Source organism: Halosolutus halophilus, assembly GCF_022869805.1.
GTDB lineage: Archaea > Halobacteriota > Halobacteria > Halobacteriales > Natrialbaceae > Halosolutus > Halosolutus halophilus.
This window is the reverse complement of record NZ_CP094974.1, coordinates 54,937-68,500: the sequence shown is the minus strand read 5'-3', so window position 1 is coordinate 68,500 and position 13,564 is coordinate 54,937. Positions and strand designations below refer to the sequence as shown.

At 67.4% G+C, this 13,564-nt stretch carries 12 protein-coding genes; 7 read left to right on the top strand and 5 right to left on the bottom strand.

The genetic code is table 11. The features are described 5' to 3' along the window. The first annotated feature begins 21 nt into the window (after positions 1-21). The 3 genes from MUG98_RS00385 to MUG98_RS00375 are packed head-to-tail and all read left to right on the top strand — an operon-like array spanning position 22 to position 3,582. Positions 22-1,959 (top strand): NosD domain-containing protein, encoded by a 1,938-nt coding sequence (locus tag MUG98_RS00385; protein WP_265110211.1) that lies wholly within the window; start codon positions 22-24, stop codon positions 1,957-1,959. Continuing rightward, entirely contained in the window at positions 1,952-2,689 is a 738-nt protein-coding gene (locus tag MUG98_RS00380) for an ABC transporter ATP-binding protein (protein WP_265110210.1), read from the top strand. The genes MUG98_RS00385 and MUG98_RS00380 overlap by 8 nt, the downstream gene beginning before the upstream one ends. Then, positions 2,686-3,582, top strand: a complete 897-nt coding sequence (locus tag MUG98_RS00375) for an ABC transporter permease (protein WP_265110209.1) — start codon at positions 2,686-2,688, stop codon at positions 3,580-3,582. The genes MUG98_RS00380 and MUG98_RS00375 overlap by 4 nt, the downstream gene beginning before the upstream one ends. A 94-nt stretch (positions 3,583-3,676) precedes the next feature. Here MUG98_RS00375 and MUG98_RS00370 read toward each other — a convergent pair whose 3' ends face one another. After that, positions 3,677-4,267, bottom strand: coding sequence for a nitrous oxide reductase accessory protein NosL (locus MUG98_RS00370; protein WP_265110208.1), 591 nt, complete (start codon positions 4,265-4,267; stop codon positions 3,677-3,679). 156 nt (positions 4,268-4,423) lie between these two features. Here MUG98_RS00370 and MUG98_RS00365 point away from each other — a divergent pair, with 156 nt between their 5' ends. Further along, positions 4,424-4,783, top strand: coding sequence for a TRAM domain-containing protein (locus MUG98_RS00365; protein WP_265110207.1), 360 nt, complete (start codon positions 4,424-4,426; stop codon positions 4,781-4,783). A 36-nt stretch (positions 4,784-4,819) separates the two neighbouring features. On the opposite strand, the gene MUG98_RS00360 is transcribed toward MUG98_RS00365, so the two are convergent. Continuing rightward, positions 4,820-5,080 carry a hypothetical protein gene (locus MUG98_RS00360; RefSeq protein WP_265110206.1) on the bottom strand — a complete coding sequence of 87 codons (261 nt, stop codon included), beginning with the start codon at positions 5,078-5,080 and terminating at the stop codon, positions 4,820-4,822. 104 nt (positions 5,081-5,184) lie between these two features. On the opposite strand from MUG98_RS00360, the gene MUG98_RS00355 reads away from it, so the two are divergent. The 3 genes from MUG98_RS00355 to MUG98_RS00345 all read left to right on the top strand — a co-directional run bounded on the left by MUG98_RS00355 (position 5,185) and on the right by MUG98_RS00345 (position 8,208). Then, positions 5,185-5,580, top strand: a complete 396-nt coding sequence (locus MUG98_RS00355) for a hypothetical protein (RefSeq protein ID WP_265110205.1) — start codon at positions 5,185-5,187, stop codon at positions 5,578-5,580. Positions 5,581-5,690: 110 nt separating this feature from the next. Further along, on the top strand, positions 5,691-7,448 hold the full coding sequence (gene arcS, locus MUG98_RS00350; protein ID WP_265110204.1) for an archaeosine synthase subunit alpha: 1,758 nt from the start codon (positions 5,691-5,693) through the stop codon (positions 7,446-7,448). A 160-nt stretch (positions 7,449-7,608) separates the two neighbouring features. After that, complete coding sequence (locus MUG98_RS00345; protein WP_265110203.1) at positions 7,609-8,208, top strand: HdeD family acid-resistance protein; 600 nt, start codon at positions 7,609-7,611, stop codon at positions 8,206-8,208. 234 nt (positions 8,209-8,442) lie between these two features. Here the strand turns inward: MUG98_RS00345 and MUG98_RS00340 are convergent, their stop codons facing one another. The 3 genes from MUG98_RS00340 to MUG98_RS00330 are packed head-to-tail and all read right to left on the bottom strand — an operon-like array spanning position 8,443 to position 13,461. Then, on the bottom strand, positions 8,443-10,146 hold the full coding sequence (locus MUG98_RS00340; RefSeq protein ID WP_265110202.1) for a bacterio-opsin activator domain-containing protein: 1,704 nt from the start codon (positions 10,144-10,146) through the stop codon (positions 8,443-8,445). Then, positions 10,146-10,607, bottom strand: coding sequence for a response regulator (locus MUG98_RS00335; RefSeq protein ID WP_265110201.1), 462 nt, complete (start codon positions 10,605-10,607; stop codon positions 10,146-10,148). The genes MUG98_RS00340 and MUG98_RS00335 overlap by 1 nt, the downstream gene beginning before the upstream one ends. Next, positions 10,600-13,461 (bottom strand): PAS domain-containing protein, encoded by a 2,862-nt coding sequence (locus tag MUG98_RS00330; RefSeq protein ID WP_265110200.1) that lies wholly within the window; start codon positions 13,459-13,461, stop codon positions 10,600-10,602. Before MUG98_RS00330 ends, MUG98_RS00335 begins: the two co-directional genes overlap by 8 nt. Between the last annotated feature and the right edge of the window lie 103 nt (positions 13,462-13,564).

Sequence of the window (13,564 nt, the reverse complement as noted above, 5' to 3'; positions counted from 1 at the left end):
CGCAGGTCCCAACGATCGGACGTGCCCGTCCTGTCTCGTAACACGATATTTCTGGGTCTTCTCGTCGTCGTCGTTCTCGGCGGCGGCGTCGGACTGTTCGCCGTCGACGTCGGGTCGACGACGCCCGATCCCGTCGCGTTCGACGAGACGGTCCCCGTCGGCCTCACGCTCGAGGCCGAGTACGCGCTCGGCGACGACGTCGCACTCCCCCGCACACAGGTGTTCTACTCACAGTACCGGTACGTCGTCGGCTACTACGGCGTCGAAACGTTCGTCGAGGATCAGCGCGAGCCGGACCACGAACAGCGGTTCGGCCACCCGCTGGCGGTGTACGTCTCCGACTACAGCGAGACGGGGATCGAGTTGACCGAGGAGGGGTACCCGGTCACCGATCGATCCCCCGGCTGGATCGAGGCCCAGGAGGCGTGGTACGTCGTCGACAGCGACGCGCGAACGCCCGCCGGGGACACCGTCGTCTCGTTCGCCGATCGCGACGAGGCGGCGGCGTTCGCCGAGGCCCACGGCGGCACGCTCCACGCGTGGGACTCGCTGCTCGAGGTGCCCTTCGAGAGCGACGACGCGACCGTCGCCCGCAACCGCGTCGACGATCGGCGCGACCTGGCTGACGAGCGGGTCGACGCGACCGCACGGCTCGCGGAGCGACCGACGTCGGTCGTCGTCGGCGAGGACGCGGACACCGTCCAGGCGGCGATCGACGACGCACCGGCGAACACCACCGTCGTCGTTCCCGAGGGGACCTACGCGGAGACGATCGAGATCGATCGCCCGATCACGCTCGCCGGCGAGGGGAACGCGACGATCCGTGGCGACGGCAACGGCACGGTGATTACCGTCACGACCGATCGGGCCGCGATCCAGGGGCTCGATATCGAGGGCGTCGGAAACAGGACGAAAGGCGGCGAGGAACTCCCCGTCGAGATGGACGACGAGGCCTGGGACGCCACCTTCACGAAGTACTACGCCGGCACCGACGCCGGGATCGGGGCCTATACCGCCGAGGAACTCCTGGTCGAGGACGTCCGAATCGACACCCCGGCGAGCGGGATCATCACGTACGAGAGCACGGACGCCGTCATCCGGAACGTTACGGTGAGAGGGCCCGAGGACCCGTCCGACGGGCTCGCCGGCATGCTGCTGTACCACTCGCCGGTCGTCGTCGAGGATTCGACGGTTCTGGGCGGCAGGAACGGCATTTACTTCTTCCGCTCACCGACCGCCGTCATTCGCTCGAACGTGGTCGAGGGGAACCAGCTCGGCGTCCACCTGATGCACACGAACGACGCCCTGATCGCGGACAACGAGCTTCGTGGCCAGCAGAACGCCGGAATCTACATCATGACTGGACCCGTGCGAAACGCGGTCGTCGGGAACACGGTCCGGGACACGGCGCTCGCCCTCAGTACGGGCGGAAGCGACACCTACGTCGCATCGAACCTCGTCGCGGACTCCGAACTCGGGCTTCTCGTCGGCTCGACCGCGTCGATCTACGAGGACAACGTGATCGTCGGCAACGACGTGGGTGCGGAGGTCTCCGCCATGCTCCCGACGAACCGCGTCGTCGGGAACGACTTCGTCGGGAACGACGCACACGCCGACGCGAGGTCGGGGCCGCTCCGGGTCTGGAGCGATGGCGACACCGGGAACTACTGGCAGGGCAGTGCCACCGTCGCCGACGGCGACCGGGCCGACCTGTCGTACTCCCCCACGGACGCCATCGACGGGCGCTTGCACCGGACGGACGGTGCGCCGACGCTCGTCCGGGCACCCGCACTCAGGGCCCTCGCCGGACTCGAGGGCTCGGTCCCCGGGATGCGAACCGGCAGTATCGTCGACCAGGCACCGACCTGCGAACCGAACAACCCGGAACTGCTCGATCGCACCGAGTGGGCCGAGCACGCCTGGACATGCTACGAGACGACACGGACGACCCATGACTGACACGCCACCGATACTCGACGCGACCGACATCGATCACGACTACGGGACGATCTCCGTCCTGGAGAACGTCTCCGCGACCCTCCGGCGCGGGACCGTGACGGCCCTGATCGGCCCGAACGGCTCCGGCAAGACGACGCTGATCCGATCGCTCGCCGGCCTCCACGAGCCGACGGCGGGCGAGATCGCGTACCACGGTCCCGAGACGGCGCGGCGGATCGGCTACCTTCCCCAACACCCCGCGTTCCGGCCCGGGTTCACGTGCCTCGAGACGCTCGAGTTCTACGCGTCGCTCGTGGGGGGCGACGAAACCGCCGCGACGGCTCACCTCGATCGGGTCGGACTCGCTGACGCGGCCGATCGACCGGTCGAGGCGCTCTCCGGCGGCATGACGCGGTTGCTCGGCATCGCACAGGCGACGATCGGCGACCCGCCCGTCGTCGTCCTCGACGAACCCGGCAGCGGCCTCGATCCGGGGATGAGCATGCACGTGTTCGATGTCGTGGCGGACCTCGCCGACGACGGAATCGCGGTCCTGCTGAGTTCCCACGACCTGGAACTCGTCGAACGGGTCGCCGATCGCGTGCTGGTGCTCGCGGACGGACGGATCGTGCGGCGGGGCTCGACCGCGGAACTGCGGGACGAACTCGACGCCGACTCGCTGTGGTCGGTCTACGAGGCCGCGATCGGCGGCGATCTCGATACCGTCCGGGTACAGGGGGGACACGCATGAGCGGCGAGCTACAGTCTTCGGAACCCCGGACGGCCGTCCGGGAGGACGCGAGCGAGACCGATCGCGCGCGGCCGGCCGCCCCCGACCCGAAACGCCGTCTCGCGACGATCGTCGGTCGGGAACTCCGGACGATCGTCCGGACCCGGACGTTCTTCGTGCTCGGGCTGGCGTTCGCCGCCGTCCTCCTGGGGATCGCCTGGGTGGGCGGGAGCGTCCGGGCCGGCTACGTCCCGACGCTGGTCGACCTGCTCACGCCCCTGGAGTTACTCGTGCCGGTAGTCGCCGTCGCCTTCGGCTATCGCGCCATCCTCGGCGACGAGCAACGCGGCGAACTCGACGTGCTGGAGACCTACCCCGTCTCCCACCGCGAGATCGTCCTCGGCGTCTACGCCGGGCGGGCGATCGGCCTCCTCGTCACCGTCGTCGTCCCGCTCGCGGTCGTCGCCGCCGCGGTGTTCCGCTTCGAGGACGACGCGCTATCGCTCTACGCGTCCCACTCGGGGGCCGATTCCCCGGTCCTGTTCGCCCGATTCGTCGTCCTGACAGCCCTGTTCGCGCTGGCGGTGCTCGCCGTCGCGATCGCGATCTCGGCCGCGGTCAGCGGCACGCGGAGCGCGCTCGCGCTGGCGGTCGTCGCGCTCGTCGTCCTGCTGGTCGGCCTCGACCTGGCGATCGCGTTCGGGGTGTCGGCCGGCGCGATCGGCGACGCGGAACTCGTCTACTCGCTCGCGGCCAGCCCCCTCAGCGCGTATCGGGGGCTCGTCTTCGAGAGTGCGATCGTCGTCGCGGCGGGGACCGGGCCGGCGGTCGCCTCGCCGATCGCGAGCCTGGCGAGCCTCGCCGTCTGGACGCTCGGTTCGCTCGGATTCGCGGCGTGGGTACTGAACCGGTGAATCCCCGAAAAGAGTGCGTCGGTCCGAGTCCTGGATCCGGTCGGCGGATCCCTCGCAACCGCGATACCTCCGATCGTGACGCAGGCGGCGACACCTACATCAGCGACATGATGAGTTCTCGCGTGACCTCGCCGTCCTCGTAGCTATCGCCGCCGTATTCCTCCTGAAACGCCGCGGCGTCGTCGCCGTCGCTGAACGGAACGAGCGAGTCCCCCATGGCACCGCCCACGTCGCTGTCGGCGATCAGCGTCAGGCCCGATCGGTCCCCGAACCCGTCGGCGTCGAGGTGGCGAGAGATCACGGGACCCTCGTCACCCTCTTCGATGTCGTACTCGACCGTCGAGTAATCCGTCAGGTAGCTGACCGTGGGATCGACGTCCTGGTCGAGGGTGAACGTGTACGTACACAGCGAACTACAGAACTGGGCCGGGCGGTCCTCGTCGAGCACCGCCGTCGGGTCCTCGTAATGGGCCTGTCCGGCCGGGCCGGGATAGTTCCCGATGACCATCGTGCAGTTGTCACATCCCCGGTCTTCGGCGATACTGATCGGTTCCGGGACGTCCGCCGTCTCGTCCCCGCCGAGGCAGCCGGCGATCGATCCGAGCGCGCCGGCCCCGACGGCGCCCAGCACGGTTCGACGGGTCGATCTTCGTTCGGTACCGAACGATGCGGGTCGTTCGTCCATACCGGATCTTGGGAGTGTCGGAGTAAACCTGATCTGGTCCAATTCACGAATGGGTGACCGACGCACCGGGTCGCGATCGTAGTCGCGCCCTCGGTACCGGGTCCCGAGACGCGCCGACACCAGAAAGACAAAGACGAGGCCCCGTACACTCCCCGTATGATCGGGGCAACAGCGATCGCTCTCGGCGTGCTCGCGACGGTGCTGTTCGCGTCGTGGCTGGTCAGGCGCTTCCGCGGCGGACGATCCGGAGAGCAACGGGAGTCCTGGGACCGACACAGGGAAGCCCAGGAACGCGACCCGCCGGTCGAGATCGGCGACGTCCGGACGGTCGCGATCGAGGAGTTCACCACCCACCACTCCGGCGAGCGCCAGGCCGTCTGCAAGGTCGAGGGGTTCGTCGTCTTCGTCGAGGACCTGCCCGGCGGACTCGCCGAGACGGACGTGATCCGGGCCAAGATTCTCTCGTTCAACCGCGGGCACACCTCCGCGACGGCGACCTTCGTCGATCGGGACTGAGACCGCTGTCGGCACCAGCACGAGGGCCACCGCTCGCTATGCTTCGAGGTCCTCGTCGAGCGATAGATACCAGCAGTGGAACCGGTCCCGGATCTCGAACGTCTCGAGACGGCCGTCGTCGGCCATCGACTCGAGCCGATCGAACAGGACATCCACCGGGACGTCGAGTTCGTTCGCGAGGTATCGCGTGTTCACGACCGGCCGCGGAGCGGCACGGATCGTCGCGACGATTCGATCCGGATCGATCGGCTGGCCCGAACGGTCGCCGTCCGAACCGCGATTCGATGCTGGGGCCATACGATCCGTACGAGTCCGCTGCTGTTGAACTCGCGGGATGCGCCAGTCGATCGGACCCGGGGATGGGTGGAGGTATTTTCCTTCCGGGCGGTGTCCCTCCCCCTATGAGACGACTGCTGCTCGCGCTCCTCGCCACCGTCGAGATCGCCGCCCCTGATCGGATCGTGACCCGGGGCGAACTGCTCGCGTTCGAGAACCCCGGGACCGCCCGACTGCGGGTCTGGACGCTCCCGATAGCCCGGGTCGAGGGGGTCGTCGGACTGTGGCTCGCGTGGAACTGGGAGTCGGCGTGGCCCGGCCTGCGGCCCCTGTTCGGCACCGTCGGGCTGCCGGCGCTCGTGCTCCCGGAGGCGTTCCTCGACGCTGCGTTGCGAACGGCCTACGAGAACCCCGACGAGATCGAGCCGAAGCCGTGGGTGGTCCCCGCGACCCGACTGCTCGGTCTCTGTTACGTGCTCGTCGCGATCTGGCCGCGGTCCCGCCGATCGGCGAGTGCGTGAGTCACCGTCGCGACGTCACGAGCGATCGCGCACTCGAGACCGCGTGCAGTCGGCGATCGGGGCGCGACGGCTATCGACAACCTCTTTCGCGCGCCGCGGTCATATCGGGTATGACCGAGTACTTCGAAGTACACGCACGCGACGGGGCCGCGCGCGTGGGCGAACTCCGCCTCGCGTCGCCCCGGACGACGCCCGCGCTCGTCGACGACGTCCTCGAGGACGCGGGATCGCTCTGGTCGGCGGCCCGCGAGGTCCCCGAGGGCGACGAGTCGACGCTCACCGTCCTGCCCCACCGGGCGTTTCCCGGCGGCACCGCCGCGGAGGTCCGGGAATCGTTCGCCGTCGAGCACCCGGACGTCGACTACCCCAGCGTCGCCGTCGTCTCGAGCGACGGTGCGGAAGCCCAGGGCACCGACGCCTACGCGCTCTCGAACGGCCAGTCCGTAACGGGCCACGGTGCGGCGCTCGTCGAGGCCGTCGTGAACGTCCGCGAGGCGATTCCCACCGACACGGCCCTCCTCTTCTCGGGCGTCGCGACCCCCCGGAACGTCGCCCTGCTCGCCTACGCCGGCGTCGACCTGTTCGACGAGACCGCGGCCGTCGTGAAGGGCACCGAGGGCCGGTACCTCACGACCGACGAGGCGTACTTCCTCGAAGACCTGGAGGAGTTGCCGTGTTCCTGCCCGGCCTGCCAGCAACCGCGCGAGGAATTTACCCGCGAGGACTGCGCCGAGCACAACGTCAACGCTCTGCGAGCGGAACTGGGGATCGTCCGCCGGCGGATCCGGGACGGCCGGCTTCGCGACTACGTGGAGGGACAGGCCCGCCACGACCAGTGGCTCACCGCCGCGATGCGGGAACTGGACTCCCAGTGGGGCTACCTCGAGGAACGAACCCCGATCCTCCGCGATTCGCAGATCAGCGCGGCGACCGAGGACACGCTCCGGCGAGTGGAAATCCAGCGGTTCGCCGATCGGGTCACCACGCGCTACCGGAACCGCTTTGCGAACCCGCTCGTGCTCGTGCCGTGTTCGGCGACGAAACCCTACAGCGAGTCTCAGAGCCACCGCCAGTTTCACGACGCCATCCAGTGGCGCGGCCACCTCGTCTCGATGACCAGTCCGATCGGCGTCGTCCCGCAGGAACTGGAAACGACCTATCCGGCCCAGCACTACGACACCGTGGTGACCGGGCGCTGGTCGGAAGACGAGAAGGAGTTCGTGAGCGAGGTGCTGCAGCGGTACCTCGAGCGCAACGAGTACCCGTCGATCGTCGCCCACGTCCCCGACGAGGGCTACCGCGACATCGTCGAGCGCGTCGAAGACGCCCTCGATCTCGATATCACCTACACCGTTCCCGAGGGCGGTCACCCCACCGACGACGAGTCGATCTCGAACCTCTCGGAGGCGCTCGCGGGCGAACTGAAGTACTCCAAGCGCGACCGCGAGCACAACACCGTCCGCGCAATCGCGGACTACCTGTTCGGCGACGGGGCCGGCGACGACCTCTTCGACGACATTCGGACGACCAGCCGCTACCCGAAGATCCAGGTTCGCGATCGCGACGACACCCAACTCGCCACGATGGTGCCCCAGTACGGGACCCTCTCCTTTACGCTGGCGGGTGCGAAGCGGTGGGTCGACAGCGACGCCCCCACGAAGCGCGTCGAGATCGACGGCTTCGTCCCCCACGGGAGCGTGCTCGCGCCCGGCGTCGTCGACGCCGACGAGGACGTCCGCGTGGGCGACGAGGTCGTCGTCGAGGGGCCGAAGGCCTTCGGCGTCGGCCGCGCCGAGATGTTCGGCCGCGAGATGAGAGAGAGCACGCGCGGGATCGCCTGCGAGATCCGCCACGTCGAGGAGAAGTAGTCGGCCCGGACCGCACACGCCGAGACCCCACAGAAGCGTCGCAACCGCGATCGGACCGATCTTCTTCCCGATCGCGGACCGGTTCGGCGATCGGATAGACCGGCAAATCGTGAAGACGTGTTTATCTTCTCACACGACGTAGGGTGTGACGGAGACTACAATGAACTCAGTTACAACCGATAGCGACTCGGCCGCGGAATACACCGTCGAGCGTGGATGGCGCACGCTCGCGATCGCCGGCGGCGTCGTCGGATTGATCGGCCTCCTCGCGATCGCCCTCCCGTTCGTCGCGGGGATCTCGATCGCGCTCGTTCTCGGCGGCCTGCTCGTCCTGAGCGGTCTCGTCCACGGCGCGCACGCGTTCACGGCACGCGGTTGGAAGGGGTCGCTCTGGCAGGTGACCCTCGCCGTCGTCTCGGTGATCGCCGGTCTCGCTCTGCTCGTCAACCCGGTCGTCGCGCTGGTAACGCTGACACTTCTGCTCGTCGCGTACCTGCTGGTCGACGGCGTCGCGGAACTGGCGATGGCGGTGCGGATGGCCGACCAGCCCGGTCGCGCGGCAGTCGCCGTCAGCGGCGTCATCTCGATCGTCCTCGCGGGCCTCCTCTGGGCCGGCTTCCCGGCCAGTGCGGCCTGGGCGATCGGACTGCTCGTCGGCATCAGCCTCTTCATGACCGGCATCTCGATGGCGGTCGTCGCCTACGCCGGCCGGCCGGTCGGCGAGGCAGACCAGCCCGCGACCGAACCGCGCGGGGCCTGAACCCACGATTTTTCCCCGTCGACTAGGGACCGGGACACTCCTTGAGCAGGTGCTCACGATAGATCGCAATCGGAACGTCGGCACCACAGACTGCACACTCGCGTCGTGGCTGCTCGTCTGACGGATCGTCGGTCACGCTCGAACGGACGCGATCGAGCCACCTCGCCGTTTCGGATCGGTGGTTTCGACGAACTCGGAGTAGACGACGATCCGTTCGGATACGGCCAACGGCGGTCACTCCCCGAACACGGAGTCGAAGAACTTCCGTTCGGCCGTCCGGAGGTGCTGGTTGAACGTCGCCGGGGAGATACCGAGGCGTTCGGCGATCTCCTCGCCCGTGCTCTCGCGAGGCCAGTCGAAGTAGCCCGCGAAGTAGGCCGTCTCGATCGCCGCCCGCTGTTTTTCGGTGAGTTCCTCCTCGACGACCGACGTGGATCCCGAGCGGCCCCGCTCGCTTCGTTCGGTGGTTCGCTGTGCGAGATAGGTGGTGTCGGCGTGCTGGTCCCTGATGAGTTCGATCATCTGCCGAGTGTCGCGGCCCCGTGGGAGTTCGACGACGAACCGGAACTCGCCGTCGGCGATCGTCGCCGACGCGACGCGACCGCCGTGGGTCGCGATCGTCTCGAACAGTGAGACGGCAGCCGGAGCGACGAGTTCGAACTCGAACGCCTCGCGGCGGGCCGCGAGCACCCGGACGTCGCTGATTCCGTCCGTCTCGTCGACCGCGTCGCGGAACGCCTCTTCCGAGACGTCGGTGGCCGAGCCGTACGCCAGCAGCGTCTCGTCGCCCTGGACCAGTTGTTCGAACTCGATCGTACACTCCTCGGTCACCGACAGTTCGACCAGTTCCTCGGCCATCTCCCCGACCCGGAACTCGAGTTCGATGACGGCGTCGCTCACCAGCGCGTCTCGTCGCTCGATCGCGGTGATCGCGTGAGCGATGACGTCGCCGATCCGTGCGAGGATCGTCGTCTCCGGCCCCGTGAACGCGCGCGGCGACGACGAGTAGACGCCGATCACGCCGTAGACGAGGTCCTCGTGGACGATCGGGATCGCCGCCGTCGAGCGGTAGCCGCGTTCGCGTGCCGGTTCGCGCCACGGCTCGAATTCGGCATCGATCGTCGCATCGTTCACGACCTGGACCGACCCGGTACGGATCGCCGTTCCCGCCGGCCCCTGACCGGTCGGTTCGTCTTCGTCGGTGGTGACCTCGATCTCGTCCAGGTATCCCTCCTCGACGCCGGCCGCCGCCTTCGGAACCACGTCGCTGTTCCCCGGATCGACGCTCCCGATCCAGGCGAACCGGTAGCCGTCGGGCTCGACCAGCCGATCGCAGACCTGCTGTTCGAGTTCCGCCCGCGTCTCGGTCGTGATCACCGCGTGCGTGATGTCGTGGCCGATCCGGTTGAGGCGGTTCAGCGCCTCGAGTTGCTCGCGCTGGCGGAGGCGCTCGCGCTCCTGTTTGGCGCGTTCGATCGCGTGGTGGATCGTCCGCACGAGCAGTTCGCTCGTCACCTCGTCCTTGACGAGGAAGTCCTGGGCACCGCGTTGAATCGCCTGGACGCCGACTTCCTGGTCGCGCAGGCCGGTCAGCACGACGATCGGAGTCTCGTCGCTCGCCTCGCTGACCGTCTCGAGGGTCTCGAGCCCGGTGCTGTCGGGGAGGTTCAGGTCGAGCAAGACGAGGTCCGTGGGCTCGGAGTCGAGGACCTCCAGCCCGTCGTCGAGCCGGTTCTCTCGGACGACGTCAGGCGTCTGGCTGGACGACTCGTCCGGGTTGACGCGCCGTGTGAGTTCGTCGGAGTCCCGGAGCATCTCCTGGATGAGCCGCGCGTCGCCCGGGTTGTCCTCGATCAACAGGAGCCGGAGGGTGCCGGTTTCCTCGGGGACCCGCTCCTGGTCCCAGTCCCACTCCGTTCGGCCGTCGGACTCGCTCATTATCGGCTCCCCTCCGGCGGCAGCCTGACCACCGAGAACCAGAATTTCTCGAACGCGCGGACGGTCTCGATGAACTCGTCGGGATCGACGGGTTTCGTGAGGTAGGCGTTCGCGTGCAGTTCGTAGGACCTGACGACGTCCTCCTCGGCCCGCGAACTCGTCAGGACGATCACGGGGATCGATCGAAGATCCGGATCCCCCTTGAGTTGCTCGAGTACCTCCTCGCCGTCCGTTCGCGGGAGGTTGAGATCGAGCAGGATGAGATCCGGGCGCGGTGCGTCCGCGTACTCGCCGCGCTGTTCGAGAAAGTCGAGCGCCTGTGTCCCGTCCGAGACGGTGTGGAGATCGTTCTCGATACGTCCCTGTTTGAACGCCTCCTTCGTCAACCGGACGTCACCCGGGTTGTCTTCGACTAACAGTATCTGTGCTGGCTCCGGTCGAAACGATTCTGGCTCAGTCATTGGCTTCAGTAGGTGCTGGGAGTCTCACCGAGAACGTCGATCCCTCACCGAGTTCCGAGTCGACCTCGATGGTTCCGTCGTGTCGTTCGACGATGCGTTCACAGAGCGCGAGTCCGATGCCGGTCCCGGTGTACTCGTCGATGCTGTGGAGACGATTGAACACCTGGAAGATGTCGTCTGTGTCGTCGGGATCGATGCCGATACCCTGGTCACGGACGGATACGATTCGCTCTGTACCATCCTTCGCTGCGAACACTGATATACGTGGGGCCTCCGTCCCAGCGTACGTGATCGCGTTGTCCAACAGGTTCTGGAACAGCTGCCGGAGCTGTCCCGGATCGCCCGAGACCGCCGGGAGCGCCTCCCAGTCGACGTCGACGTCGGCACCGGTCTCCTCGATCCGGACCTCGAGGTCCGTCAGGACGTCCGCGAGGACCGCGTCCGTCTCGACGGGCTGGAACGGGGCTCCCTGCGTGTCGACCCGCGAGTACGCCAGCAGGCCGTTGATCATCTCCTGCATGCGCTCGGCACCGTCGACGGCGAACTCGATGAACTCCCTGCCGTCCGCGTCGAGTTCGTCGGCGTATCGTCGCTCGACGAGCGTCAGGTAGCTCGACACCATCCGTAACGGCTCCTGCAGGTCGTGGCTGGCGGCGTAGGCGAACTGCTCGAGCCGGTCGTTCGACTCCTCCAGGTCCGCGACGAGTTCCTCGAGCCTGCGCTGATTCGCCTTCCGTTCGGTGATGTCCCGGCCGACCCCCGTCAGGACCGGGTTCCCGCCGGGGTCCTCGAGCGCCGACGCGACGAACTCGTAGGGGATCGACTCGCCGTCACTCGTCCGGATCGGTGCCTCCACGCGCGTGGCCCCGGTCTCGAAGGCGTCTCCGATCGCGCTCGCGATCGCGTCCCGATCGGCCTCGTGGAAGAACTCGAGCGCGTGCATCGACTCGATTTCGCCGTCCGCGTACCCCGTCACCGCGGGGACGCTCTCGTTCCAGCGTTTGATCGTGCCGTCCCTGTCGAGCACGTAAAAGACGTCGTCGATCGCGTCGAGGACGTCGTCCGTGTACTCCCTGTACCGCTCGAGTTCGTCCTGGTATCGCTGGCGCTCGAGTTCGTAGCTGACCCACTGGGTGGCGAGTTCGACGAAGGATCGCTCGGCGGGCGTAAACGGCGTCTCTCGCGGCGACTCGTCTTCGAAACAGAGCGCGCCGTAGCGTTCGCCGTTGACGTTTACCCGGCCGCCGAGATAGCAGTCGAGTTCGTACGTCTCGTAGACGTCCTCGTCGATGCCGTGGTCGGTCGGCGACTCCGTAAAGCCGAGGAGTTCGTCCTGCTGGGTCGTCCAGTGGCAGTAGGTGTCCGACAGGGGCATGGTGGTCCCAGCCGTGAGATTGCCGTCGGCGTCGCTGACGTGTGCGATTTCGACGTCGTCGTCGCCCTCGTCGATCGTCGCCAGATAGCCGACGTCGACCCCGAGCCGTTCGCGGCCCAGTTCGAGCAGGCGACCGACCTTTTCGTCGAACGAGCGGTCTCGATCGGCGGTGATCTCGTAGAGCCGCTGGAGGGCCCGGTTGGTCTCGCGAAGTTCGCGTTCCATCCGCTTGCGGTCGGTGACGTCGCGGAAGTAGACCGACAGCCCCGTCTCGGACGGGTAGGCGTGTACCTCGAACCAGGCGTCGAGCGGCGGAAAGTACTCCTCGAACGACGTCGCCTCCTGTCGCTCCATCGCGCGACGGTACTCCCGTTCGAACGTCGAGTCGACCGCCGTCGGGAACGCCTCCCAGACGTTCTCGCCGACCAGGCCCGCTCCGTCGGGATCGATCAACTCCGCCGCGCGATCGTTGACGTAGGTGAACGTCCAGTCCGCGTCGAGCCCGAAGAACGCGTCCGTGATCCGATCGAACGTCGTCTCGAGTTCGCTCTCGAGCCGTTTCTGCTCGGTGATGTTCTCGAAGGCGTACACCGCGCCGTCGAAGGCCCCGTCGTCGTCGGTCAGCGGCGCACAGTGTGTCGCCAGCCATACCCGCGTCCCGTCGGGGTGGTCGATCCCGACGATCTCGTCGAACACCGGTTCGCCGGTCTCTCGGACCCGCGAGAACGGTAATTCGTCGCTCGCCATCGGCTCGCCGTACTCGTCGACGAGGTTCCACCGGTCGTCGTCGTGGTCGTAGCTCCGGAGTTCGTCGGGCGGTCTGCCGAGGAGGTTCTCGGCCCGTTCGTTCGCGAAGACGTTCGTGCCGTCGGCGTCGATCAGCGTGATCCCGATCGGACTCGTCTCGACGAGCCGGTCCTTCAGGGCTTTCTCCTCCCGAAGGTTGCGTTCGGTCTGTGCGTTGTCGATCGCCGACGCGAGCACGTTCGCGACGTTCTGGACGAAGGTCGCGTCGTGTTCCGTGAACTCGCGGTGATCCGTCGTGTGGACGCCGAGGACGCCCCACGGATCCTCGAGCGAGCCGATGACGACGCTGATGCCGCTCGTGACGTCGTGATCGAGCAGCAGGTCGGGTCCGGAAAACCGCTCTTCCGTCGCGAGGTCGTCGACGACGACCGGTTCCTCGACGAGCAGCGTGTATCCCGCCTGCGAGTCCCGGTCCGTCGGGACGGTCGCCGAGCCGACGAGTCCGTCCTGCCAGCCGACGCCCCGTCTGAGACGGACCTCGTCGCCGCCGGGACACCGCTCGAGGACCTTGCAGTACTCCGCCTCGAGCGCGTCTCGAACGGCGACGGTCGCGTCGTGCAACAGCCGATCGATGTCGTCGCATTCGAGGGCCTGCTGTCCGAGTTCGGCGACGACCTCCTGCTGGCGGACGCGCGACCGGAGATGGCTCGCAGACGGATCGGAAGCAGCCATAAGTAGTTGGTATGCAAAAGCCGATTGACGAGTATAAATGTAGTGCTCAACCCGCCATCACGGGCGAGTATTCGCCGAAAAACACAGTTCTGGAGAATCGACC

Excerpts from the sequence above, each read along its gene's own strand:
- MUG98_RS00335 (WP_265110201.1), bottom strand. The coding sequence starts at position 10,607 with ATGACTGAGCCAGAATCGTTTCGACCGGAGCCAGCACAGATACTGTTA.
- MUG98_RS00375 (WP_265110209.1), top strand. The coding sequence starts at position 2,686 with ATGAGCGGCGAGCTACAGTCTTCGGAACCCCGGACGGCCGTCCGGGAG.
- MUG98_RS00380 (WP_265110210.1), top strand. The coding sequence starts at position 1,952 with ATGACTGACACGCCACCGATACTCGACGCGACCGACATCGATCACGAC.
- MUG98_RS00370 (WP_265110208.1), bottom strand. The coding sequence starts at position 4,267 with ATGGACGAACGACCCGCATCGTTCGGTACCGAACGAAGATCGACCCGT.
- MUG98_RS00330 (WP_265110200.1), bottom strand. The coding sequence starts at position 13,461 with ATGGCTGCTTCCGATCCGTCTGCGAGCCATCTCCGGTCGCGCGTCCGC.
- MUG98_RS00345 (WP_265110203.1), top strand. The coding sequence starts at position 7,609 with ATGAACTCAGTTACAACCGATAGCGACTCGGCCGCGGAATACACCGTC.
- MUG98_RS00365 (WP_265110207.1), top strand. The coding sequence starts at position 4,424 with ATGATCGGGGCAACAGCGATCGCTCTCGGCGTGCTCGCGACGGTGCTG.
- MUG98_RS00360 (WP_265110206.1), bottom strand. The coding sequence starts at position 5,080 with ATGGCCCCAGCATCGAATCGCGGTTCGGACGGCGACCGTTCGGGCCAG.
- MUG98_RS00340 (WP_265110202.1), bottom strand. The coding sequence starts at position 10,146 with ATGAGCGAGTCCGACGGCCGAACGGAGTGGGACTGGGACCAGGAGCGG.
- MUG98_RS00355 (WP_265110205.1), top strand. The coding sequence starts at position 5,185 with ATGAGACGACTGCTGCTCGCGCTCCTCGCCACCGTCGAGATCGCCGCC.
- arcS (WP_265110204.1), top strand. The coding sequence starts at position 5,691 with ATGACCGAGTACTTCGAAGTACACGCACGCGACGGGGCCGCGCGCGTG.